Source organism: Serratia quinivorans (assembly GCF_946227985.1).
Taxonomy (GTDB): Bacteria; Pseudomonadota; Gammaproteobacteria; order Enterobacterales; family Enterobacteriaceae; genus Serratia; species Serratia quinivorans_A.
Genome location: NZ_CAMKGL010000009.1, coordinates 121,171 through 143,866 on the forward strand (window position 1 = coordinate 121,171; position 22,696 = coordinate 143,866).

Annotated in this window: 23 protein-coding genes; 14 read left to right on the forward strand and 9 right to left on the reverse strand. The window is 56.7% G+C overall.

Annotation, left to right across the window (positions count from 1 at the left end):
- Positions 1 to 19 precede the first annotated feature (19 nt).
- Together OCH02_RS19680 and OCH02_RS19685 are read right to left on the reverse strand one after the other, a co-directional pair.
- Positions 20 to 454: a GNAT family N-acetyltransferase gene (locus OCH02_RS19680; RefSeq protein WP_261432670.1), complete on the reverse strand. Its 435-nt coding sequence runs from the start codon at positions 452 to 454 to the stop codon at positions 20 to 22.
- 42 nt (positions 455 to 496) lie between these two features.
- A complete protein-coding gene (locus OCH02_RS19685) occupies positions 497 to 1,162 on the reverse strand; it encodes a 7-cyano-7-deazaguanine/7-aminomethyl-7-deazaguanine transporter (RefSeq protein WP_261432623.1) in 666 nt (221 codons plus the stop codon).
- A gap of 486 nt (positions 1,163 to 1,648) precedes the next feature.
- Between OCH02_RS19685 and tusA the strand changes: the two genes are divergently transcribed.
- On the forward strand, positions 1,649 to 1,894 hold the full coding sequence (gene tusA, locus OCH02_RS19690; protein ID WP_012004676.1) for a sulfurtransferase TusA: 246 nt from the start codon (positions 1,649 to 1,651) through the stop codon (positions 1,892 to 1,894).
- Between the two features lie 65 nt (positions 1,895 to 1,959).
- Here the strand turns inward: tusA and OCH02_RS19695 are convergent, their stop codons facing one another.
- The gene (locus tag OCH02_RS19695) at positions 1,960 to 4,275 is read right to left on the reverse strand and encodes a zinc/cadmium/mercury/lead-transporting ATPase (RefSeq protein WP_261432624.1); all 2,316 of its coding nucleotides are present in this window, start codon (positions 4,273 to 4,275) and stop codon (positions 1,960 to 1,962) included.
- An 80-nt stretch (positions 4,276 to 4,355) separates the two neighbouring features.
- On the opposite strand from OCH02_RS19695, the gene OCH02_RS19700 reads away from it, so the two are divergent.
- The 3 genes from OCH02_RS19700 (at position 4,356) to OCH02_RS19710 (ending at position 6,783) form a co-directional block, all read left to right on the forward strand.
- Positions 4,356 to 4,664 (forward strand): hypothetical protein, encoded by a 309-nt coding sequence (locus OCH02_RS19700; RefSeq protein WP_261432625.1) that lies wholly within the window; start codon positions 4,356 to 4,358, stop codon positions 4,662 to 4,664.
- A 225-nt stretch (positions 4,665 to 4,889) separates the two neighbouring features.
- Positions 4,890 to 6,353, forward strand: a complete 1,464-nt coding sequence (locus OCH02_RS19705) for a serralysin family metalloprotease (RefSeq protein ID WP_261432626.1) — start codon at positions 4,890 to 4,892, stop codon at positions 6,351 to 6,353.
- A gap of 52 nt (positions 6,354 to 6,405) precedes the next feature.
- Positions 6,406 to 6,783, forward strand: coding sequence for an AprI/Inh family metalloprotease inhibitor (locus tag OCH02_RS19710; protein WP_315899232.1), 378 nt, complete (start codon positions 6,406 to 6,408; stop codon positions 6,781 to 6,783).
- A 37-nt stretch (positions 6,784 to 6,820) separates the two neighbouring features.
- Here OCH02_RS19710 and OCH02_RS19715 read toward each other — a convergent pair whose 3' ends face one another.
- Positions 6,821 to 7,447 (reverse strand): lysoplasmalogenase, encoded by a 627-nt coding sequence (locus OCH02_RS19715; protein WP_261152884.1) that lies wholly within the window; start codon positions 7,445 to 7,447, stop codon positions 6,821 to 6,823.
- 160 nt (positions 7,448 to 7,607) lie between these two features.
- Between OCH02_RS19715 and OCH02_RS19720 the strand changes: the two genes are divergently transcribed.
- Complete coding sequence (locus OCH02_RS19720; RefSeq protein ID WP_261432628.1) at positions 7,608 to 7,964, forward strand: DUF2500 domain-containing protein; 357 nt, start codon at positions 7,608 to 7,610, stop codon at positions 7,962 to 7,964.
- 27 nt (positions 7,965 to 7,991) lie between these two features.
- Here the strand turns inward: OCH02_RS19720 and OCH02_RS19725 are convergent, their stop codons facing one another.
- Together OCH02_RS19725 and rsmD are read right to left on the reverse strand one after the other, a co-directional pair.
- Entirely contained in the window at positions 7,992 to 8,264 is a 273-nt protein-coding gene (locus tag OCH02_RS19725; RefSeq protein WP_153858742.1) for a DUF1145 family protein, read from the reverse strand.
- A complete protein-coding gene (gene rsmD / locus OCH02_RS19730) occupies positions 8,254 to 8,874 on the reverse strand; it encodes a 16S rRNA (guanine(966)-N(2))-methyltransferase (protein WP_261409615.1) in 621 nt (206 codons plus the stop codon). Before rsmD ends, OCH02_RS19725 begins: the two co-directional genes overlap by 11 nt.
- 223 nt (positions 8,875 to 9,097) lie before the next feature.
- Between rsmD and ftsY the strand changes: the two genes are divergently transcribed.
- The 4 genes from ftsY to rpoH all read left to right on the forward strand — a co-directional run bounded on the left by ftsY (position 9,098) and on the right by rpoH (position 13,541).
- Positions 9,098 to 10,747: a signal recognition particle-docking protein FtsY gene (ftsY, locus tag OCH02_RS19735; RefSeq protein WP_261432629.1), complete on the forward strand. Its 1,650-nt coding sequence runs from the start codon at positions 9,098 to 9,100 to the stop codon at positions 10,745 to 10,747.
- Between the two features lie 5 nt (positions 10,748 to 10,752).
- On the forward strand, positions 10,753 to 11,424 hold the full coding sequence (gene ftsE / locus OCH02_RS19740; protein ID WP_012004692.1) for a cell division ATP-binding protein FtsE: 672 nt from the start codon (positions 10,753 to 10,755) through the stop codon (positions 11,422 to 11,424).
- Entirely contained in the window at positions 11,414 to 12,367 is a 954-nt protein-coding gene (ftsX, locus tag OCH02_RS19745) for a permease-like cell division protein FtsX (RefSeq protein WP_261432630.1), read from the forward strand. Before ftsE ends, ftsX begins: the two co-directional genes overlap by 11 nt.
- A 316-nt stretch (positions 12,368 to 12,683) precedes the next feature.
- A complete protein-coding gene (rpoH, locus tag OCH02_RS19750) occupies positions 12,684 to 13,541 on the forward strand; it encodes an RNA polymerase sigma factor RpoH (protein WP_012004694.1) in 858 nt (285 codons plus the stop codon).
- Positions 13,542 to 13,600: 59 nt separating this feature from the next.
- Here the strand turns inward: rpoH and OCH02_RS19755 are convergent, their stop codons facing one another.
- From OCH02_RS19755 to panM, 3 genes are read right to left on the reverse strand one after another with little or no spacing between them, the layout of a single operon-like run.
- Complete coding sequence (locus OCH02_RS19755; RefSeq protein ID WP_261432631.1) at positions 13,601 to 15,658, reverse strand: hypothetical protein; 2,058 nt, start codon at positions 15,656 to 15,658, stop codon at positions 13,601 to 13,603.
- Positions 15,645 to 16,862, reverse strand: coding sequence for a DUF3142 domain-containing protein (locus OCH02_RS19760; protein ID WP_261432632.1), 1,218 nt, complete (start codon positions 16,860 to 16,862; stop codon positions 15,645 to 15,647). The genes OCH02_RS19755 and OCH02_RS19760 overlap by 14 nt, the downstream gene beginning before the upstream one ends.
- Positions 16,859 to 17,251, reverse strand: a complete 393-nt coding sequence (panM, locus tag OCH02_RS19765) for an aspartate 1-decarboxylase autocleavage activator PanM (RefSeq protein ID WP_261432633.1) — start codon at positions 17,249 to 17,251, stop codon at positions 16,859 to 16,861. The genes OCH02_RS19760 and panM overlap by 4 nt, the downstream gene beginning before the upstream one ends.
- 406 nt (positions 17,252 to 17,657) lie before the next feature.
- Here panM and OCH02_RS19770 point away from each other — a divergent pair, with 406 nt between their 5' ends.
- The 5 genes from OCH02_RS19770 (at position 17,658) to livF (ending at position 22,689) form a co-directional block, all read left to right on the forward strand.
- Positions 17,658 to 18,773 carry a branched-chain amino acid ABC transporter substrate-binding protein gene (locus tag OCH02_RS19770; protein WP_261093052.1) on the forward strand — a complete coding sequence of 372 codons (1,116 nt, stop codon included), beginning with the start codon at positions 17,658 to 17,660 and terminating at the stop codon, positions 18,771 to 18,773.
- 241 nt (positions 18,774 to 19,014) lie between these two features.
- Positions 19,015 to 19,941, forward strand: a complete 927-nt coding sequence (livH, locus tag OCH02_RS19775; RefSeq protein ID WP_261093053.1) for a high-affinity branched-chain amino acid ABC transporter permease LivH — start codon at positions 19,015 to 19,017, stop codon at positions 19,939 to 19,941.
- A complete protein-coding gene (locus OCH02_RS19780) occupies positions 19,938 to 21,221 on the forward strand; it encodes a high-affinity branched-chain amino acid ABC transporter permease LivM (protein WP_261422581.1) in 1,284 nt (427 codons plus the stop codon). The genes livH and OCH02_RS19780 overlap by 4 nt, the downstream gene beginning before the upstream one ends.
- Positions 21,218 to 21,988, forward strand: coding sequence for a high-affinity branched-chain amino acid ABC transporter ATP-binding protein LivG (gene livG, locus OCH02_RS19785; protein ID WP_261432634.1), 771 nt, complete (start codon positions 21,218 to 21,220; stop codon positions 21,986 to 21,988). The genes OCH02_RS19780 and livG overlap by 4 nt, the downstream gene beginning before the upstream one ends.
- On the forward strand, positions 21,988 to 22,689 hold the full coding sequence (gene livF, locus OCH02_RS19790; RefSeq protein WP_012004702.1) for a high-affinity branched-chain amino acid ABC transporter ATP-binding protein LivF: 702 nt from the start codon (positions 21,988 to 21,990) through the stop codon (positions 22,687 to 22,689). The genes livG and livF overlap by 1 nt, the downstream gene beginning before the upstream one ends.
- The last annotated feature ends 7 nt before the right edge of the window (positions 22,690 to 22,696 follow it).

The following is a 22,696-nucleotide window of genomic DNA, read 5'->3' on the forward strand; positions in this document are numbered from 1 at the left end:
AAATGCAAGGCAGATGTTGTCACAAGGTTTTCTCAAGTAATAGCCGATAATCAGCCACTTCGCCTTTCTTTTCCAGCTGAACAATCTGATAGTGATGACTGACGAGCATCATCAGCATTGCACGGAAATGATTGCGCGTTTTTACCGCCAACAATCGATAACCCTGAGTCCGCGCCCAATGCTCTTGCTCAACGAGTAAAGCCTGTGCGACGCCATAGCGGCGAAACGCCGGCAATACACCGCCCAGCCAACTGTAGAACACCTTTTCTTGTTGTTGATAACCGAGTTTGAAACCAGCGGGCTGACCGTCGACCTCGGCGATCAGTGCGTTAGCTGGGGCGGATCCAATACGTTGTTGTAAATCAGCCAGACTGTGCAAGTTACCGAACTCAGGGATTTGTTGGTACAGACGATGAATTTCTTCGAGGGTGGCGTGGCGGATGGTGACGGTCATGGCGGCCTCAGGGTGGGTGCAGGCCGCCAATAATAGCACGGGTCAGCTCGCTTGCAGGCTGCCGTCGTTCTGCCGAGCAGAGATACGCTTAAGCAGCATGTTCAGCAGTACACCGTACATTGGAAGGAAGAACAACATGCAGATCAGCACTTTGAAGCTGTAATCCACCAGCGCGATTTCAACCCAGTTGTTAGCCATAAAGGCGTCGCTGCTCTTGTAGAACGCAATAAAGAAGAACGACAGGGTATCGCTGATGTTACCGAGGAACATGGCTGCTGCGGGGGCGACCCACCAGGCGCTGCGCTGACGCAGGCGATTGAATACGTGGACATCAAGGATCTGACCCAGCACATAAGCCATAAAGCTGGCGACGGCGATACGCGCGACAAACAGATTAAAGCTGCCCAGTGCGGCAAAGCCCTGCCACTCGCCCTGATAGGTCACGGTGGAGATCACGTACGAGATGAACAACGCCGGCACCATCACCGAAAGAATGATGCGTCGCGCCAGCGGAGCGCCGAAAATACGCACCGTCAGATCGGTCGCCAGGAAGATAAACGGAAAGGTAAAAGCGCCCCAGGTGGTATGAAAGCCGAAAATGGACATCGGCAACTGCACCAGGTAGTTACTGGAGGTAATGATGACAATATGGAACAGCGATAGCCAGACCAACGCGGTAAGGCGCTGCCGAGCAGTAAACGAATACATGTTGTAGCCTTTTTAATAGTGGGGTGAGGGAACCCAGAATGTCTTGTCTGCGCCGAGAAATAAGCGTCGCGGCCGCATGATACGCGTTTGCGCAACCAATGCAATGGTTAGGCTGTGCCTCCCTATGAAACGTGAGGGCCGCTGGAGGTCAAATCACAGTGCAGCAAGGCGTGAGTCGTGAGGTTTGGTGGGCCAAATAAGCGGCGAATAACGCAGCTGCACTGTGATTTGGCCCCAGCCTGAAAGGTCACGCACCCAACGACCGTTCTCTGTGTTGTCAGGTTTGCCCATAGGCCCACTATGGGCTGCACCCTCCGCCGTGATAACGGCAGTTGTGGTCAGTGACGGCACCACATTTCATAGGGAGACGCAGCCTCTTTTAACGCAAACGTTAACGCATCTTGCACAGAAAAACTACCGGCGTAAACTATGCGCTAATGAGATGTGGCGAGCGTTCGCCGATCGTTTTCGACCGAGAAAAATTGCATGACTGACTTATTTGCCCAGGCCGACCAGACGCTTGATGCGCTGGGGCTGCGTTGTCCGGAACCGGTAATGATGGTGCGCAAAACCGTGCGGCATATGGATAACGGTGAAACGCTGCTGATTATCGCTGACGATCCGGCTACCACCCGCGACATTCCCGGTTTCTGCCGTTTTATGGAACACACGCTGGTGGCGCAGGAAACCGACACCGCGCCTTACCGCTATTTGTTGCGTAAGGGCGTCTAAGTACCGTAGCCATATTATGACACCCCAGAGGCAAGTCATTCGGTGCCTCTGGGGTGTGTTATGACTTAGTCGCGCTTCTTCAGCAGTCGCAGGGCATTGGCGGTGACCAGCGCGGTGGCGCCGGAGTCTGCCAGCACCGCCAGCCACAGTCCGGTCAGCCCCAGCAGGGTGGTGATCAGGAATACCCCTTTCAGCCCCAATGCAATGGTGATGTTCTGCCGGATATTGGCGTGTGTCGCGCGCGATATGCGGATCATTTCCGCCACGCCCACCAGCCGATTATGGGTCAGCGCCGCGTCGGCGGTTTCCAGCGCCACGTCGGTGCCGCTGCCCATCGCGATACCGATACTGGAGGCCTTCATCGCCGGTGCATCATTGATGCCGTCGCCGATCATCGCCGTTGGGCGCAGTTCACTCAGTTCGGTTACCGCCTTCACTTTGTCCTCCGGTAACAGCCCGGCACGGTAATCCAGACCCAGCTCAGAGGCGATCGCTGCCGCCGCGCGTGGGTTGTCACCGGTTAGCATGACCCCGTTGATCCCCAATGCATGAAGTTCGGCAATCGCCTGTTTGGCGTCGCTGCGCAATGTGTCGCGCAATGCCAGCAGGCCGATAGGGGCACCGTCTTCCAGGACTACCACCGCTGTCTTACCGGCATCTTCCAGCCGTTCCACTTGCTGGGCGGCCTGTTGTTTCAGTAAACCTGCAGTCAGCTTGGCTGGCGCGCTGATCAGCACGGTTTTACCGTCGACAATACCTTCCACTCCTACGCCAGCTAACGCACGACGGCCCTGTGCCAATGGCAGAGGCACGCCATACTGTTCGGCGCGGTTGATAATCGCTTGCGCCAGCGGATGATGGGAACCGGCCTCTACGGCGGCGGCCAGGGTCAGCAGTTGCTGTTCGCTGATGCCGTTGAGTGGCAGGACATCAGTTACCGTTGGTTTGCCTTCCGTCAGCGTACCGGTTTTGTCAAAGGCGATGGTTTGCACCTGGCCCAACTGCTCCAGCGCGGCACCGCCTTTAATCAGCGCACCGCGGCGGGTGGCTGCTGCCAGCCCGGAGGTGATCGCCGCCGGGGTGGAGATCACCAGCGCACAGGGACAACCGATCAGCAGCAGGGTCAGACCGCGATAAATCCAGGTGTCCCAGGGTTGTGAATACAGTAATGGCGGTACCAGAATCACCGCGATGGCCAGCAACATGATGGCCGGGGTGTAGTAGCGGCTGAAACGGTCGAGGAAGCGCTCAATTGGCGCACGACGCTCTTCGGCTTCTTCAATCAATTGCAGAATGCGGTCGATAGCATTTTTACCTGGCTCAGAAACCACTTTCATCTGGGCGGCCTGATCGACTGACAAACTGCCCGCCGCGACTTTCTGGCCTTGCTGACGTTCGACCGGCACCGATTCGCCGGTCAGGGCACTTTCGTCGAAGCTGGCGAACGCATTGATCAGCTCGGCATCTGCTGGCAGGCGACCACCGGGGGCAATTTCAATCACATCGCCGGGACGTAGGCTGGAGACCGGTACACGCTTGCGCTGCGTGCCTTGAAGCAGCAAGGCATCTTCCGGCACCAATTCCATCAGTGCTTTTACGCCGCGGCGCGCGCGGTTAGCGGCATAGGATTCCAGCATTTCGCCGACCATAAACAGCAGCAGCACCATCGCCGCTTCGGCAGTTGCACCGATAAACAGTGCGCCGATGGCAGCCACACTCATCAGCGTTTCAATGGCAAACGGTGTACCAGAGCGGATCAGTCGAACCGCTTTGGTCGCGACGGGTGCCAGACCTACCAATGTGGTGGCGATAAAGGCAATGCGGCTGAGCTCAGGGTTGACCATGCTGAGCGCCCAGCTGACGATCATCAGCGTGGTGAGCAGCAGCAGTGGGCCGTACTCCCCGAGGCGTGACGGTTTTGGCTGTTCAGCTTTGGTTGTTTGGGTACCGAGCAGGGTAAAACCGGCTTGTTTCACCGCGTCCTGAATACGCAGGCTGATATCGGATTGAGCATCGACCACCAGTTTTTCGGTGGCGAACAGCACGCGAGCGTTGTCGACACCCGGGAGCGCCGTCACCGCATTTTCAATTTTCTTGGCGCAGCTTGGGCAGTCCATGCCGGTGACTTTCCAGCTGTAGCGTTGGCTACCGGAGAGAGGGGCGGCAGCTAATCTGTCGCTTTCCTCATCCGGATCCTCATGATCGTCAGTGCTGCACCCGCCGGCACCGTGATCGTGCGTATGGGCATGTCCGCCATGGCTGGCGTCACTTTGCTTTTCACTGCTGCAACCGTGCTGGGTTTTGCTGTGGCTGTGGTTGCAACCGCAGCCGCCTTCCGCATGGTGATGTTCCTGATGATTATGCTTTTCATGGTGAGTCATAGCGTCCCCCTCCGGGCCGTTAATGAAGTTCATTGGGCAGACTCTACACCCTGGAGTCAACTCCAGAGTCAAGTGGCGGGATGAGAATTATTGCTAACTGTGAGGCGGGCGTTATCGTGGGTGACGTAAGGCCGTTAGACGAAAAAAGAAAAGGATATTCCCTTAGAAACTTAAAAGTCCCGGCGGCTAATAATAAAGAGTTATTAATCTATAACTCTTTAGCTAAATTTAACTTTTCGTCACTTAAAAGCCAGCACGATCCGCTTGTTCCTGCAGGCCGCATTTTTGTTGAAGTTTGTTGCCAACTTGTGACCGTAAGGTTTCATTTAGATTCTAAGTATCGCCAAAAACCAGCACAACTCTCCTTCGTTATGAAAATATATAGCTGATTATTTTATGTTCAGTTTTGCACGCCTGCCTATAATTGGAATCGATTACCATTTATGGCGGTAATCTTATTTGCTGATATATATGCATTAATTCTATCTAACACACTGCCGGTCACGGCGCATAAGTCCCTTCCGGTTAATCGGCGGATCCTTCCCGCGGCTGACCGGCAGGTTATGTCTATCTGTCTGATTGATAACGATCAGCTAATGAGTGGAATCGAACCAATGCAATCTACTAAAAAGGCAATTGAAGTTACTGAATCCAGCCTCGCAGCTACGGGCTCCGGCTACAATGCTGTAGACGATCTGTTGCATTACCACGAGCGTGGCAACGGGATTCAGGTTAATGGCAAGGACTCATTTTCTAACGAACAAGCTGGGCTGTTTATTACCCGTGAGAACCAAACCTGGAACGGTTATAAAGTTTTTGGCCAGCCGGCTAAATTAACGTTCTCATTCCCGGATTATAAATTTTCCTCCACCAACGTCGCCGGCGACACCGGGCTGAGCAAGTTCAGCGCAGAACAGCAGCAGCAGGCCAAGCTGTCGCTGCAATCCTGGTCTGACGTGGCCAATCTCACCTTCACCGAAGTTGCCGCCGGCCAAAAGGCCAATATCACTTTCGGCAACTACAGCCAGGACCGTCCCGGTCATTATGACTACGACACCCAGGCCTACGCTTTCCTGCCGAACACCATCTATCAGGGCCAGAATCTGGGCGGCCAGACCTGGTACAACGTCAACCAATCCAACGTCAAACATCCGGCCAGCGAAGACTATGGCCGTCAGACGTTTACCCACGAGATTGGCCATGCGCTGGGCCTGAGCCACCCTGGTGAATACAACGCCGGGGAAGGCAACCCAACCTACAATGATGTGACCTATGCCGAGGACACCCGCGAGTTCAGCCTGATGAGCTACTGGAGTGAAACCAACACCGGCGGTGACAACGGTGGGCACTACGCGGCAGCACCGTTGCTGGATGACATTGCCGCCATCCAGCATCTGTATGGCGCCAACCTGTCCACCCGCACCGGTGACACCGTGTATGGCTTCAATTCCAATACTGGTCGCGATTTCCTCAGCACCACCAGCAACTCGCAAAAAGTGATCTTTGCTGCCTGGGATGCGGGCGGTAACGACACCTTCGATTTCTCCGGGTACACAGCCAACCAGCGCATCAACCTGAACGAGAAGTCCTTCTCCGATGTGGGCGGGTTGAGGGGCAACGTGTCTATCGCGGCAGGGGTGACCATTGAGAACGCCATCGGGGGTTCGGGCAATGACGTGCTTGTTGGCAACGCAGCCAACAACGTGCTGAAGGGCGGGGCAGGCAACGACGTGCTGTTCGGCGGCGGCGGGGCGGATGAGCTGTGGGGCGGTGCAGGCAAGGATATCTTTGTCTTCTCTGCGGTCAGCGATTCCGCGCCGGGCGCTTTCGATGTGATCAAGGATTTCCAGAAAGGCACCGATAAAATCGATCTGTCGTTCTTTAATCAGGGCAAACAGAGCGGTGACCAAATCCACTTCGTCGATCATTTCAGCGGCTCTGTGGGCGAAGCGTTACTGACTTATGACGCTTCGAATAATGTCAGCGATTTGGCGCTGAATATCGGTGGTCATCAGGCTCCGGACTTCCTGGTGAAGATCGTGGGTCAGGTAGACGTTACCACTGATTTTATCGTGTAACAGTGAAGATAACGCCCGGCGCAATTTGGTCGGGCGTTATGCGGGAGCCAATATGAAAGGCAGCTTGGCGTGTGCCGCCGTAATGGCGGGAAATATGATGGTAACGGGGGCAGCTATGGCCAGCAGTTTGGTTCTTCCTTCCGCGCAGTCTCTGGCGGGGCAATGGCAAATCGCCGATGCGCAGCAGCAATGCCAGATTGAATTTTTGGCCAACGAACAGAGTGCAACCAACGGCTATCAATTGGTTGATCGGCAAAATTGCCTGAAAAAAGTTTTAACGGCTGAGGTGGTCGGCTGGCGCCCGGCACCGGATGGCATTGCTTTATTGCGGGCGGACGGCAGCACGCTGGCGTTCTTTTCGCGGGATGGGGAGGTTTACCGTAACCCACTCGGCGCGGATGACGGGCTGACGCTCAAGGCACTGGCTTAGCAGCAGCGGGTTCGGCAGCCGAACCCGCCCTGAGTCACTACAGGTACAGCGAACGCACAATCAGGAAATGGCCGGAGAAATAGCAGAAGGCCACCAGCGCATCGGCCGCGCGGAAGCTAAAGCGATAGCGATTAAGCAGCCAAATGACATTGGCCAGCAACAGCAGCGAGGTTCCCGCCAGCAGTGAGAAACCGAAATCGGTGCTGCGCATGAAGTACTGTTCCCCCGCCAGCCACACCATCAGCAGCGTCATCGCGACCAGAGTGGCAATCGGCCAGCGCATTTCTTCCAGCCGGGTCCAGATGGTCGCCAGCAACAGCACGCCAATTACCAGCAGCGCCAACGGCAGCGGCCAAAACAGGCTGAAGGTCATCTGGCTGGCAAAGCTCAGGGTATACAGCAGGCTCGACAGGAAAAATGCGCCGATGGCGTACAGTACGCGTTCACGTGGCAGCAGCAACAGAGCATCGCCGATCAGCGTTGCCAACAGGCCGAGAACGATCAGATAGCCTGCCGCACCCAATACCGGCGCTTGCCAGGCCAGCAATAACAGCAGCAGCAGAGTAACAGGTTTAAATACCCAACGTTGCCAGCGTGGCCCACGGTAGGAGGCGTCGACGAACAGCCAACCGGAAAAGAATACGGCAAGGAACGGCCAACTCATATGTCTTCCTTATTCATTATGGGAGCCACAGCCTCCGGCTCCAAATTGTCACCAGTGTCACTTCCTGCTTGCAGTGTAGGCAGCAGGCCTGTAATCGACAATGCTTTCTTGAGAATGCTATGTTTACGCCGATTTAGCCACTAAGGGAATGGGAATAGAGATGAGCAAACCGCCGCTGTTTTTTATCGCCGTAATAGCACTGATCGCCGTACTGGCCACGCAGCGCTATTTCAACCAGCGCCGATCTGAGGCGGAAAACGACCGCGCACCGGTACGCAGCCTGCAGGTTACGGTGAGCGAGAAGCGTGAATTCCCTGCCTCAAATAGCCGTTCACGCCAGCGTGAGCACATCGTCAATGAAGCAATGCGGTATGAAGTGGTATTCCACCCGCAGCGTGGGGGAGAGGATATCACCCTGCGGCTGAAACAGCAGCAGTACAACCCTATAGAGAAAGGTGCGCAGGGTATGTTGCTCGTGCAGGGCACGCGCTTTGTATCTTTTACCGCTCAGCCATAGCACACGCGATCCCGCGCCCGTGCGGCATTATTTTCTTTTGATTGGCGGCTGCTTTTTCTGCCAGGCCAGCAGTTCGAAGACGCCAAAGATGAAGATCTTGGCTTCCTGCCAGTAGCTTATCGGCTGATCTTTCGGTTGCGTGGATTTCAACAGCACCAGTTGTAACCCGTGCATCACCACCATAAAGAACAGCGCCACGTCGATGAAATACTTCAGCGGCTTGGGAAAAGGGTGAAACAGATTGGAGAGCAGAAAGGCCCATACGCACAGCATCAGCAGGCGACCCAGATTAATCAGCATTGTCGGTTTTCTCTTGAGAGCGAATATAAAGACGGTAGGCCACCTGACCGGCGACTTTTTCACGGTGTAGCTGCCAGTTGGCCGGGACGTCGGTGGCGGCGCTTTCGGCTTCGGCCTCTATGTAGATCCAGGCCTCATCGGCCAGCCAGCCCTGTTGTTCCAGCAGCGTGACGGTTTCCGCCAACAGTCCTTTGCGAAAAGGCGGGTCGAGGAATACCACGTCAAACGGTTGGGCATTATTCGCCAGCCAGCTCAGCGCGTTGGTGTTGACCACATGGCCTTTGCCTTGCAGCAGCGCCAGGTTCTTTTCCAACTGCTGCGCCACCGGGCGTTCGAACTCCAACAGCGTAACGCTACCGGCATAGCGGGACAGCGCTTCCAGACCGAGTGCGCCGCTACCGGCGAAACAGTCCAGGCAACGTGCGCCCTGGATCACCGGCGCCAGCCAGTTGAAGAGGGTTTCACGGACGCGGTCGGTAGTTGGACGTAGCCCAGGGCTATTTGGCACCGGCAGTTTCCGTCCGCGCCATTGACCGCCGATAATACGGATCTGCCCGGCCGCAGCCTGAGGCGGTTTTTTTGCCGACGCCCGTGGCGATATTCTTGTCATAGGATTGGTTTATTTCTGTTTGGGGCGGTGAAGGCCGCACAAGTTAACGAAAAGTTGCCTCTATTCTACCGGTGAGACGCGCCGGGGGAAACGGTAAAACTTTGTTGCCTGATTTCACAGTGGAAAGCATACCGGATGCGTGTTGCTGGGCGAGGGAAAGTGATAGACTCGGCGGAATAATTGTCAGCATAAGCAAGCCTTCGGTACGGAGTAGAGTCATAACATGGCAAAAGATAAGAAACGCGGGTTTTTCTCCTGGCTGGGCTTCGGCCAGAAGGAAGAAGAGCAACAGCAACCTGAGACGGCGGTAGAACCGGCGGAAAATCAGGCCGTGGAGACCCCGGCTGAACCGGTTGCTCCCAAGCTGGATGACCAACTCCCCGCCCAGGAATCTGAACCTGCCGCCTCCGTAGAAACCCCAGGAGAATGGGACGGCAGCCTGACCGGCGAGCATATTGCAGAAAGCGTGCCGGTGGTTGCCGAGCACCCAGCAGCGGCTGAAGCGCTGGCGGAAGAGATTGTTACCATCACCGAACAGGTGGCGGCAGAGCAGCAGCCGGTGACAGAGGAAGAGAGTGCCGAGCCGGTTGTCGTTAGTGAACCTGAAACGGTGACCCTGATTGAGCCGGAAGTGGTTGTCGTAGCCGAACCGGAAGTGCTTGAGCCAGCTGCGGTTATCGAACCGGAACCGCAAGTGGTTGCGCCGGTGCCCGTCATCGAGCCTGCGCCAGAACCGGTTACTGTGCCTGAAGCAGAAACGATCGAGCCTGAACCTGAGGTCATCGCACCAGAGCCAGAGCCAGAGCCAGAACCAGAACCAGAACCAGAGCCTCTGCCGGCCAGCGTGGCGCTGGAGCCGATTATCGTCGCCCCGGCCATTATTGAAGAGATTGAAGAACAACAACCTGAGCTGCCGGCCCCTGCGGTGACTCAGGAGCAGGAACGCCCGACCAAAGAAGGTTTCTTCGCCCGCCTGAAACGCAGCCTGGTGAAAACCAAACAGAATCTGGGTTCCGGTTTTATCGGCCTGTTCCGCGGCAAGAAAATCGACGACGATCTGTTTGAAGAGCTGGAAGAACAGCTGCTGATTGCCGATGTCGGCGTGGAAACCACGCGTAAAATCATTACCTCCCTGACCCAGCACGCCAGCCGCAAGCAGTTGAAAGACGCCGAGGCGCTGTACGGCAAGCTGAAGGAGGAAATGTCCGAAATTCTGGCTAAAGTTGATCAGCCGCTGGATGTTGGCGGTAAAAACCCGTATGTCATTCTGATGGTTGGCGTGAACGGCGTGGGTAAAACCACCACCATCGGCAAGCTGGCCCGCCAATTCCAGGCGGAAGGCAAGTCGGTGATGCTGGCGGCGGGGGATACCTTCCGTGCCGCCGCGGTGGAACAACTGCAGGTATGGGGCGAACGTAACCGGATCCCGGTGATCGCGCAGCATACCGGTGCAGACTCCGCCTCGGTGATTTTTGACGCGGTACAGGCCGCCAAGGCTCGTGGCATCGACGTACTGCTGGCCGATACCGCGGGGCGTCTGCAGAATAAAGCGCACCTGATGGAAGAGCTGAAGAAAATCGTCCGCGTCATGAAAAAACTGGACGACCAGGCCCCCCATGAGGTTATGCTGATCCTTGATGCCAGCACCGGACAGAATGCTGTCAGCCAGGCGAAATTATTTAATGAAGCCGTAGGCTTAACCGGTATCACACTGACTAAACTGGACGGTACCGCCAAGGGCGGGGTGATCTTCGCCATTGCCGACCAGTTCGCTATCCCGATTCGCTATATCGGCGTTGGGGAAGGCATCGAAGATTTGCGGCCGTTTAAGGCCGACGATTTTATTGAGGCACTTTTTGCCCGAGAGGATTAATACGGATGATTCGCTTTGAACAGGTCAGTAAAGCTTATCTGGGCGGACGGCAGGCACTGCAGGGGGTAGATTTTCATCTGCGCCCGGCAGAGATGGCGTTTCTGACCGGCCATTCCGGCGCGGGTAAAAGTACCCTGCTGAAACTGATTTGTGGCATCGAACGGCCGAGCGCCGGCCATATCTGGTTTGGTGGTCACGACATCAGTCGCCTGAGAAACAGTGAGGTGCCGTTCCTGCGTCGTCAGATCGGCATGATTTTCCAGGATCACCACCTGCTGCTGGATCGTACGGTGTATGACAACGTGGCGATGCCGCTGATTATCGCCGGTGCCAGTACCGAGGACATCCGCCGCCGCGTTTCCGCCGCGCTGGACAAGGTCGGGCTGCTGGATAAGGCCAAAAACTTCCCAATCCAGCTTTCCGGTGGTGAGCAGCAGCGCGTGGGTATTGCCCGTGCGGTGGTGAACAAACCGGCGGTGCTGCTGGCGGATGAGCCAACCGGTAACCTGGATGATGCGCTGTCGGAAGGCATTCTGCGTCTGTTTGAAGAATTTAACCGTGTTGGCGTGACCGTGCTGATGGCCACCCATGACACCGGGCTGATTGCCCGTCGTAATTACCGCACTCTGCGCCTGAGCCAGGGTCGTATGGCTGGAGGAGCGCATCATGGCGAATAACGCAAAAACCGCCAAGAGCAAAGCGCTGCGCGGTGGCTGGCGTGAACAATGGCGTTATGCCTGGATGAATGCCATCAAGGATATGCTGCGCCAGCCGTTGGCAACGCTGCTGACGGTAATGGTGATCGCCATTTCTCTGACGCTGCCGAGCGTGTGTTACATCGTCTGGAAAAACGTCAGTACCGCCGCGACCCAATGGTACCCAACGCCACAGTTGACGGTGTATCTGGATAAATCGCTCGATGACGACGCGGCGGTGAAAGTGCTAGACGCCATCAAGGCGGAAGCCGGCGTTGAGAAAGTGAATTACCTGTCGCGAGAAGAGGCCCGGGGCGAATTCCGCAACTGGTCCGGCTTTGGCGGCGCACTGGATATGCTGGAAGAAAACCCGTTGCCGGCGGTAGCTATCATCACGCCGAAAATGAGCTTCCAAAGTTCCGATACCCTCAATACCCTGCGCGATCGCGTAGCCGCGGTACAGGGTGTGGATGAGGTAAGAATGGACGACAGCTGGTTTGCCCGCCTGGCGGCGCTGACCGGGCTGGTGGGCCAGGTGGCTGTGATGATCGGCGTGTTGATGATTGTGGCGGTCTTCCTGGTGATCGGCAACAGCGTGCGGCTGAGCATCTTCAGCCGCCGTGATACCATCAACGTGATGAAGCTGATCGGTGCGACCGACGGTTTTATTCTGCGACCTTTCCTGAATGGCGGGGCAATGCTGGGCTTCTTTGGCGCATTGCTGTCGTTGCTGTTATCCGGCGGGATGGTGTGGCGTCTGGAGTCGGTGGTCACCGGCGTGGCCAAGGTGTTTGGCACCACCTTTACCCTGCACGGCCTGGGTTGGGATGAGGCTCTGCTGCTGCTGATTGTCTCCGCGATGATCGGCTGGATCGCCGCCTGGCTGGCGACGGTGCAACATTTACGTCGATTTACACCACAATAAAGTTTTTTTGGTATACTCTTCTCCTGCTGCTCCGAGCGTGTTGCGGGAGAAGAGTTACCGGCACCAACCCAAGCCTCAATCAGTCTCTTCTTTGCGCACAAATTCCCTATCGGCCCAAGTCTTCGTCACGTATTGTCATGCACAATGTGATCGAAAAACTGTGAACCAATAGGGCGGAACACGGTCAAAATCTGCAGCAAAATGTTATGGTGCCCGGCGTGTGGACCGCTTTTGCAATAGCAACTGCCGTAGAATCAATTATTTCCCCGCCGTGATAAATCACCTGCATGACCTGTTTTTTCAAGAGAGGGTTTGAATGACCAAAGAAATGCAAACTTTAGCTTTAGTGCCCCAGGGCAGTTTGGAAGCCTATATCCGGGCCGCCAACACCTATCCGATGCTGACGGCAGAGGAAGAGCGGGAGCTGGCTGAACGGCTGCATTATCAGGGCGATCTGGAAGCCGCTAAGCAGCTGATCCTGTCTCACCTGCGCTTTGTCGCTCATATTGCCCGGAATTACTCTGGTTACGGCCTGCCGCAGGCGGATCTGATCCAGGAAGGTAATATCGGCTTGATGAAAGCTGTTCGCCGCTTCAACCCAGAGGTTGGGGTGCGCCTGGTTTCCTTTGCGGTGCACTGGATCAAGGCAGAAATTCACGAGTACGTACTGCGCAACTGGCGTATTGTCAAAGTTGCTACCACCAAGGCACAGCGCAAGCTGTTCTTTAACCTGCGTAAAACCAAGCAGCGTCTGGGCTGGTTCAATCAGGACGAGGTGGAGTTGGTGGCCCGAGAACTGGGCGTGACCAGCAAGGACGTACGCGAGATGGAATCCCGCATGGCGGCACAGGATATGACTTTCGATCCAACGCCGGACGACGACGCTCGTGAAGGCCAGTCGATGGCGCCGGTGCTGTACCTGCAGGATAAAAGTTCTGACTTTGCCGAAGGTATCGAAGAAGATAACTGGGAAAGCAACGCTGCAGACAAACTGGCCTACGCGATGGAAGGCCTGGACGAGCGTAGCCAGCATATTATTCGTGCCCGTTGGCTGGACGACGATAACAAGTCCACGCTGCAAGAGCTGGCCGATCAGTATGGCGTTTCCGCTGAGCGTGTCCGCCAGTTGGAAAAGAATGCCATGAAGAAACTGAAAATGGCGATCGAAGCCTAATCCCGCGTAAGCGTTAAAAAGCCCGGCTAGCCGGGCTTTTTTGTGCCTGAAATTCGGCGCTATGGCGTAACGGCAGCGAAGTCTGGCGCCGGGCAGCTATAGCCAAACTTGGTGGCCCAGGGATAACGAGACCCGGTGTTGATATAGCGCTGATACAGTGCCTGACCGGTTTTTGCATCACGTTTTATCACCCAACCGGCGGCATTGCACAGCACGGCGGCATAGGCCTGGCTTTTTGGTGGCAGCAAATCGGCAGCCTGCTGGGCCAGGGTGACGGCCTGCCAACGATAGTGCAGGAAGCGATTGTCCTGTGGCGGTAGCGCTGCTTTGGCCCGTGCCGCTTCCGCATTGCTGATCCAACTCTTATGTTTAAGTTCGCGGGTATCGAACGCATCTCCCAGAGAGGAATAACCTGCGTCATAAATCGCGTAATCCGGCGTCATCTCGTAACCGGTGAAGGTTAGCCCCTGTGTGCGTAGCAGCATGGCCGCCTGATAATAGGCTTTGGCGCGCGCCAGTTTGTCGGCGGTTTTGTCCTGCGCCGTTTTCAGCGTATCGGCGTACTGCTGCGCCACCTGACGATAGTTAGGGATGTCGAAATAGCCCATGGCCTCTTGAGGACGTCCGGCGCGCATCAGTCGCCGCGCCAGCAGCTCGCGCAGCTGTACCTCTGGCGTCAGTGGCTGGCCGCTGTACTCGTCCGGATTGACCGGTTTTAGCGGCGTAGTGGGCGCTGGCGCATGCTCATCGACAAAGCCTTTCAGCTCGTCGACGGTCAGCACCCGTTCGGCCACGTCGGCGACGTCAGCCCAATAAATCTCTTTACCGCGATACAGGAAATCCATCGCCTGTAGATAATCACCGCGATCCAGCGCCAGGATCGCCTGCTCACCTGCCACCCGACACTCGGGCACAATGGTTTCTTGCACAAAGTCGGCATTGCGCTGCTCGCCCCAGCTTTCACTGGATGGGAAAGCGGCCGCCGCTTTGGCGTAGTTTGCGGTAGCGGCTTTAACATCACCGTCACGCAGCGCCATCTTGGCGCGTAGCCACCAGGCCAGGCCACTGTCACCGGCGTGTTTCAGCAGGCTGGCCGCCATCGGATATTGCCCGGTGCGGTAGGCCAATGCTGCCAACCGGTCGCTGTCGCTGAAGCCGTTTTTCACCGAAGCATCCAACAGCGTCAGAATTTGGCTGACGATCTGCGTTGAGCGGTTGCTGGTGCCGTCGGTGTCGGCCATTTGCAGATTACTGCTGCGGGCGAACAGTTCGATGGTCACCAACTGTTGGATCAGCGGATCGGTAATCGCCTGTTTTAGCGTATCAAAGTGGTCAGGATTGACCAGGTAACTGGAAACGTACTGCAGCGACAGCCCGCCGTCTTGATCGCCCTGCGCCGCCTGTTGGGCGTACAGCCGCGCCGCTTGGGTCACGTCATTGAGCCACAGGTGGATACGTGCCTGCTGGCCGAGACTGCTCAGCGCCAGTTGATCCGGATCGGCCGTACCGCTTTTCACTCGCTCAATCACCTGCTGGAAAGCCGCCAGCGCTTGCTCCAGCTGTGGTTTTGCCGGGTGTTTGACCGTCGCAGCCGGTTCGCCACTTTCGTTCTCTGGCGTACCGCGATCGCCCATCAGCAATCGGCCGAGTGAGTATTGCGCTCGTAGCCCCCAATCGCCCTGTTCTGCAGCGGGTAGCGCCAATACCTGCTGGAAGTATTCGCCGGCCCGCGGATCCTGGCCGGCAAAGGCCACTGCGCCCAGTTGGTACAGGCGAGCGGCATCAGACAACCCCTGAGTATTGACCGCATCGGCCTCTTCAACGGTTTTTGCCGCGCGCATTTTGCCGATGATGATGGTTTCTGGCGACAGGGGCATCGGTTTCGGCGGCATGGGCGGCGGTGGCGCTTTCCATTGCGGTAGTTGCTTATCTATCGCGACCAGGCGGCCGGCTTCAAAGGCAAAATTGCCTTCCGGCATATACAGCAGCGTGCCGTTACGATCGACCAGCAACCGGTTAGGGAAATCCGGTCCGCAGGCGTAGCCGTTAATCGGCAGCGCCAACGCTGAGCCGATCAGGGCTGCCAGTGGAAGAGTGTGGGCATTAAGGTGTAACAAGGGTGCCTCCTGGCGTCAGTTGTTGGCAGCGCAGCCAGCCCAGTGGCCGGGATTGCCCGGCGCGCAGTTGGTCGCCGCTAATCAGGACAAAGCGTTGCCGTTGAGGCTCACTTTCCAGCCGGTAGTTGCCCGCGGCATCTGCCGCCAGACAGTCGCTGGCGGTGATGACAATTTCATGGGGCAGCGGGGCATCAATTGGCCCATTATTGTGAAGTATCAGATCATTGAGCCCATTTTGCTGTGGTTGAGGGCTAATTTTTACCAGCCAGTTGACGCTGAGCGGTTGGTTTTCAATCACTGCCCGCAGCGTTGTCAGCGACCAGGCGCGACGATCGTCCGCCAGCGGCAGCCGGAACCAGATAATGCCACGCAGGTGCGGCGTGGTTTGTGCGTTCAATTGATGTAGAAAATCAGCTATCTGCTGCGGCGCGACCGTCAGCTCGCGCGCGGTCCCGGCTACGCGCAGCGAGGCTTCGCTTTCAACCTGCGCGCCCTGTGCATCAAACCCCACCAACCCCATGCCGTAGGCGGGCAGGGCCACCCGGAAAGGCTTCTGCGTCATTTTCGCGTACTGCTTTACCCAGCGCAGTGCCAGCGGGCCGGAAAATAACCCTTGCTGTGGAGACAGCACCGCATGTACCTGCAGTACTGAACTGTCCACCTGTTGCAATATGTCGGGCAGTGTCGCTGAGCCGATCCAGGTTGGTAAGGCGGTGATGCCCAGTTGCAATGAGCGCGGCAGCTGCTGACGCAGTTGCTGAAGGAATTGCTGATAGTCGGGCAGGCGAGCGGTAGCGGCGTCATGGTCTATTTCAACGCCGATGACCTGCAACCCGGCGGCCTGCCACTGTTGCACCTGTTTTAGCAGGCGCTGGCGAATGGCGAATTCGTCCAACTGCGCCAACTGCCCGTCCAGACGCACGACTAACCACAGCGGGCGGCCATCTTGTTTCAATAATGGGAGATTAACCGGGATTTCACGCCAGCCTTCGCGCGGATGTACCTGCAAACCCAGCACCCGCAACGCGGAGAACAGATCGCGGCTTTGTGCCAATGCCACAGCATGTTGCGGCGTCCAGACCCGTTGCCAAACGTAGGCCTGGTTATCCCAGGCTTGCTGCAGTTGCAGTGCCTGCTGGCGTCCGCCAAACCAGGCGATGAATGCAACTACCAGCAGCAATAGCGCCACTAAGTTGCGCTTCATTGCTGCCAGATTTCGCCTTGCTGAATAAAACCGCAGGCGCGCATAAAGTTATCCACTTCACCGCGTTCGCGCGGTGTCAGACCGGCGGTTGAAAGCTGCCAGTGCGTTATCTGCGGCAATTGGCGCTGGGCGTCCTGTACCAGATACAGACCAACACCGCGACGGCGTGTCACCTCACGCACCAGTAAATCTTGCAGTTGGGCATGCTTACCGTCCAGCTCGATTTTCACCGCACCGAGCAGCCGTTCGTTGAAGCGGGCGGCGAACAGGGCCTTATTGCCGCCCAGCCAGCTTTCCCACTGCTCCGGCTGCTGATGCGGCCAGATCTTGCCAAGGTCGATAAGGTCTTGCGGGGACAGCGTGGTCAATCGCTCAATAGTCAGTTTCATGCAGGATTTCCGAACGGCTAATCGATGCCGACAGTGTAATAGATCTTGCACAGAGCGTTGTGTAAGTTTTTCTGTACGATTACTGCGCGAAATGTTTTTTGCAAGACGCATTTTCCGAGTAAATATGTAGTAAAGCGATCGGTAACCAGCATAACGCGCTGTGCCTGACGCTAAATGGCGCAGATTTAATCCGGATTTTATGCTGTTTACACCGCTTGTTCCTGATTGTGCAAGTTGATTTGCAGCAGAAAATTCCTGTTTAATGGCATGAAAAATAAAGTCTTATTAGAAAATATTGCCATGAAAACACCTAAATCATTATTACTTATGAATAAAAGCAGTAAATAAGGGTCAGGTGCAGGCAAACACAACAGGTACGTTCACAACGACAGATGGGGATTTGCGGATGAAATTAACAAAAGGTAAGGCATTGTTGGCTGGCTGTATCGCGATGGCTATCGGGCATGCGGCAATGGCAAAAGACATTAAGGTTGCGATCGTCGGGGCGATGTCCGGCCCGGTCGCCCAGTATGGCGATATGGAGTTTACCGGTGCCCGACAGGCGATTGCCGATATCAATGCCAAGGGTGGCATCAAGGGCGATAAGTTGGTTGGTGTGGAATACGACGATGCCTGCGACCCGAAACAGGCGGTAGCGGTGGCCAACAAGGTGATCAACGACGGTATCCGCTATGTGATCGGCCACCTGTGTTCCTCCTCGACGCAGCCGGCTTCCGATATTTATGAAGATGAAGGCGTGATCATGATTACCCCGGCGGCCACCAACGCCGATCTGACCACCCGTGGTTACAAGATGATCATGCGTACCACCGGTCTGGACTCCGATCAGGGCCCGACCGCGGCCAAGTACATCCTCAGTGAAATCAAACCCAAGCGTATTGCCGTGATCCACGACAAGCAGCAGTATGGCGAAGGCCTGGCACGCTCGGTACGCGACAGTCTGAAAAAACAGGGTACCGACGTGGTGATGTTTGAAGGTATCACCGCCGGCGATAAAGATTTCTCCACCCTGGTGGCGCGCCTGAAGAAAGAGAACGTCGATTTTGTTTATTTCGGCGGCTACTACCCGGAAATGGGCCAGATCCTGCGCCAGGCCAAACAGGCCGGCCTGACCACCCGCTTTATGGGGCCAGAGGGCGTGGGCAACTCCTCACTGTCCAACATCGCCGGTGCCGCTTCCGAAGGCATGCTGGTGACCTTGCCGAAACGCTACGATCAGGTTCCTGCCAACAAACCGATTGTGGATGCGCTGAAAGCCAAGAAACTGGATCCGACCGGGCCGTTTGTCTGGACCACCTACGCGGCACTGCAATCTCTGACCACCGGGATGGAGCGCAGCGGCAGCCAGGAGCCGGCCGACATCGTCAAGGATTTGAAAACCGGCAAGCCGGTGGACACCGTGATGGGGCCACTGAGCTGGGATGACAAGGGCGATCTTAAAGGCTTCGAGTTCGGCGTATTCGAATGGCATGCCGACGGCACATCAACACCGATTAAATAATATACCCGTCATACTTGAAGCTGCCTCTGTGTTGGCTGCGCCCGCGCACCCCAGTCACTTAGTTTACTAAGCTCCTGGGGATTTACGGCCTTGCCGCCTTGATGCAACTCCAATTATTTAGGGTATACCCTTGTCTTTCACGTTGTCTCGTTGTTGGTTGCAGCGTGAAATTCATTGGGTATAAGCATCTTTAATGGTTTTCATTCCAGGTTGCGATAAACATGCAGCCAAGGGTTAGAGTATGTCAGAGCAGGTTCTCTATTTTCTGCAGCAGATGTTCAACGGCGTCACGTTGGGCAGCACCTATGCATTGATCGCCATCGGTTACACCATGGTCTACGGCATCATCGGCATGATCAACTTCGCCCACGGCGAGGTGTATATGATCGGCAGCTATGTCTCCTTTATTGTTATCGCCGCCCTGATGATGGTGGGCATCGACGTTAGCTGGTTGCTGATTGGTGCCGGGTTCCTGGTGTCGATCGTCATTGCCAGCGCCTACGGCTGGAGCATTGAGCGGGTGGCCTACAAGCCGGTGCGCAACTCCAAGCGTCTGATCGCGCTGATCTCCGCCATCGGGATGTCGATATTCCTGCAAAACTACGTCAGCCTGACGCAGGGCTCGCGCGATTTGGCGCTGCCTAGCCTGGTCACCGGCCAATGGGTGCTGGGTGAAAGTAACGGTTTTGCCGCCACCATCACGACCATGCAGGTGATTATCTGGGTCGTCACCTTCCTGGCGATGTTGGCGTTGACGATATTTATTCGTTATTCACGCATGGGCCGCGCCTGCCGTGCCTGCGCGGAAGATTTGAAAATGGCCAGCCTGCTGGGCATCAATACCGACCGGGTTATCTCGCTGACCTTCGTGATTGGCGCGGTGATGGCGGCAGTGGCCGGCGTGCTGCTGGGCCAGTTCTACGGGGTGATTAACCCCTACATCGGCTTTATGGCCGGTATGAAAGCCTTTACCGCGGCGGTGCTGGGCGGCATCGGCAGCATTCCCGGCGCAATGATTGGTGGCTTGGTACTGGGCGTGGCGGAAGCGCTGACTTCAGCCTACCTGAGCACCGAATATAAAGACGTGGTGTCGTTCGCGCTGTTGATCGTGGTGTTGTTGATCATGCCAACCGGCATCCTTGGGCGTCCGGAGGTTGAGAAGGTATGAAACTCAATCTGCTCAATGCGTTGATCGCCACGCTGGTGCTGTTTGTAATGGCTTCGTTCCTGATGGGGATGCAACTGAGTCTCGATGGCACCAAACTGGTGGTGCATGGCGCGGCGGAAGTGCGCTGGATGTGGATCGGCATTGGCTGCGTCATCGTATTTTTCTTCCAGTTGCTGCGCCCGCTGATGCAGCAAGGGCTGAAAAAAATCTCCGGCCCGTCATTCGTCTTGCCGAGCTTTGATGGCACCACCGCACGCCAGAAACTGCTGGCCGCGGCGATCATTATTGCCGCCGTCGCCTGGCCGTTCCTGGTATCGCGCGGCACGGTGGATATCGCCACCCTGACGTTGATCTACGTGATGCTGGGTCTGGGCCTGAACGTGGTCGTGGGGCTGTCCGGGCTGCTGGTGCTGGGTTACGGCGGCTTTTACGCCATCGGCGCTTACACCTATGCGCTGCTGAACCACTACTATGGCCTGGGTTTTTGGGAAAGCCTGCCGCTGGCGGGTATCGTCACCGCCATCTTCGGTTTCCTGCTCGGTTTCCCGGTGCTGCGCCTGCGCGGCGATTACCTGGCGATTGTGACGTTGGGCTTCGGTGAGATCGTGCGCATCCTGCTGCTGAACAATACCGAGATCACCGGCGGGCCGAACGGCATCAGCCAGATCCCGAAACCGACCTTCTTTGGGCTGGAGTTCAACCGCAGCCTGCGCGACGGCGGTTGGGACACCTTCCATAACTTCTTTGGCCTGAAATACGATCCGAGCGATCGCATCGTGTTTCTGTATTTGGTGGCACTGCTGCTGGTGGTACTGACGCTGTTTGTGATCAATCGCCTGCTGCGCATGCCGCTGGGCCGTGCCTGGGAAGCGCTGCGCGAAGATGAAATCGCCTGTCGTTCACTGGGCCTTAACCCGACCAAAATCAAGCTGACCGCCTTCACCATCAGCGCCGCCTTCGCCGGGTTTGCCGGTACGCTGTTTGCCGCGCGTCAGGGCTTTGTCAGCCCGGAATCCTTTACCTTCGTCGAGTCGGCCTTCGTGTTGGCGATTGTGGTATTGGGTGGCATGGGGTCGCAGTTTGCGGTGATCCTGGCGGCGATTCTGCTGGTGGTGTCGCGTGAAATGATGCGCGATCTGAACGAATACAGCATGTTGCTGCTGGGTGCCCTGATGGTCTTGATGATGATTTGGCGACCACAGGGATTGCTGCCGATGAAGCGGCCACAGCTCAAACTGAAAGCGGCGGATATCCACGCGGGCAAGGGGGAACAGGCATGAGTATGCAACCTTTGCTGAAGGTCGAAGGGCTGTCGATGCGTTTCGGCGGCCTGCTGGCGGTCAATAACGTGGCGCTGGAACTTAATGAAGGCGAAATCGTTTCGCTGATCGGCCCGAACGGTGCCGGAAAAACCACGGTATTTAACTGCCTGACCGGTTTCTACCGCCCAACCGGCGGCACCATTAAACTGCGCGAACGTCATTTGGAAGGGTTATCCGGCCAAAACATCGCTCGCATGGGCGTAGTGCGGACTTTCCAGCATGTGCGGCTGTTCCGTGAAATGACGGTGATCGAAAACCTGCTGGTCGCGCAGCACCAGCATCTGAAAAGCGGCGTCTTCGCCGGGCTGTTGAAAACGCCGGCCTTCCGCCGCGCCGAAGCTGACGCGCTGGAACGTGCTGCGGTGTGGCTGCAGCGGGTTGGCCTGCTGGAGATGGCTAACCGCTCGGCGGGCAACCTGGCTTACGGCCAGCAGCGGCGGCTGGAGATTGCGCGTTGCATGGTTACCCGGCCGGAGCTGCTGATGCTCGACGAGCCGGCGGCGGGTTTGAACCCGAAGGAAACCGACGAGCTGGATCACCTGATTGTCGAACTGCGTAATCAGCATAAAGTGTCGGTGCTGTTGATCGAACACGACATGAAGCTGGTGATGGGCATTTCCGACCGTATCTACGTGGTGAACCAGGGCACGCCGCTGGCGCAGGGCACCCCGGCAGAAATCCGCAACAACCCGGACGTGATCCGGGCGTATTTGGGGGAAGCTTAATGTTGTCATTTAATCAGGTATCCGCCCATTACGGCAAAATTCAGGCGCTGCATCAGGTCAGCCTGAACATTAAACAGGGTGAGATAGTCACGCTGATCGGTGCTAACGGCGCCGGTAAAACTACGCTGCTCGGCACGCTGTGCGGTGAACCCCGTGCCAGCGAGGGCAGCATCACTTTCCTCGATCAGGATATTACCCAGTGGCAGACCTCGCGCATCATGCGTGAGGCGGTGGCGATTGTGCCGGAAGGGCGTAGGGTATTCTCGCGCATGACGGTGGAAGAGAATCTGGCGATGGGCGGTTTCTTTGCCGACCGCCAGCAGTATCAGCAGCGTATCGAACGGGTTTTCGGCCTGTTCCCGCGCCTGCTGGAGCGCCGTGCCCAACGTTCCGGCACCATGTCCGGCGGTGAGCAACAGATGTTGGCGATCGGCCGTGCGCTGATGAGCCAGCCAAAGTTGCTGTTGCTCGACGAACCTTCGCTGGGGCTGGCGCCGATCATTATCCAGCAGATTTTTGACATCATTGAGCAACTGCGCGAAGAGGGAATGACCATCTTCCTGGTGGAGCAAAACGCCAATCAGGCGCTGAAACTGGCCGATCGTGGTTATGTACTGGAAAACGGCCGCGTGGTGTTGGAAGATACGGGAGCCGCATTGTTAGCAAACGAAGCAGTTAGGTCGGCATATCTGGGCGGCTGAAATACCC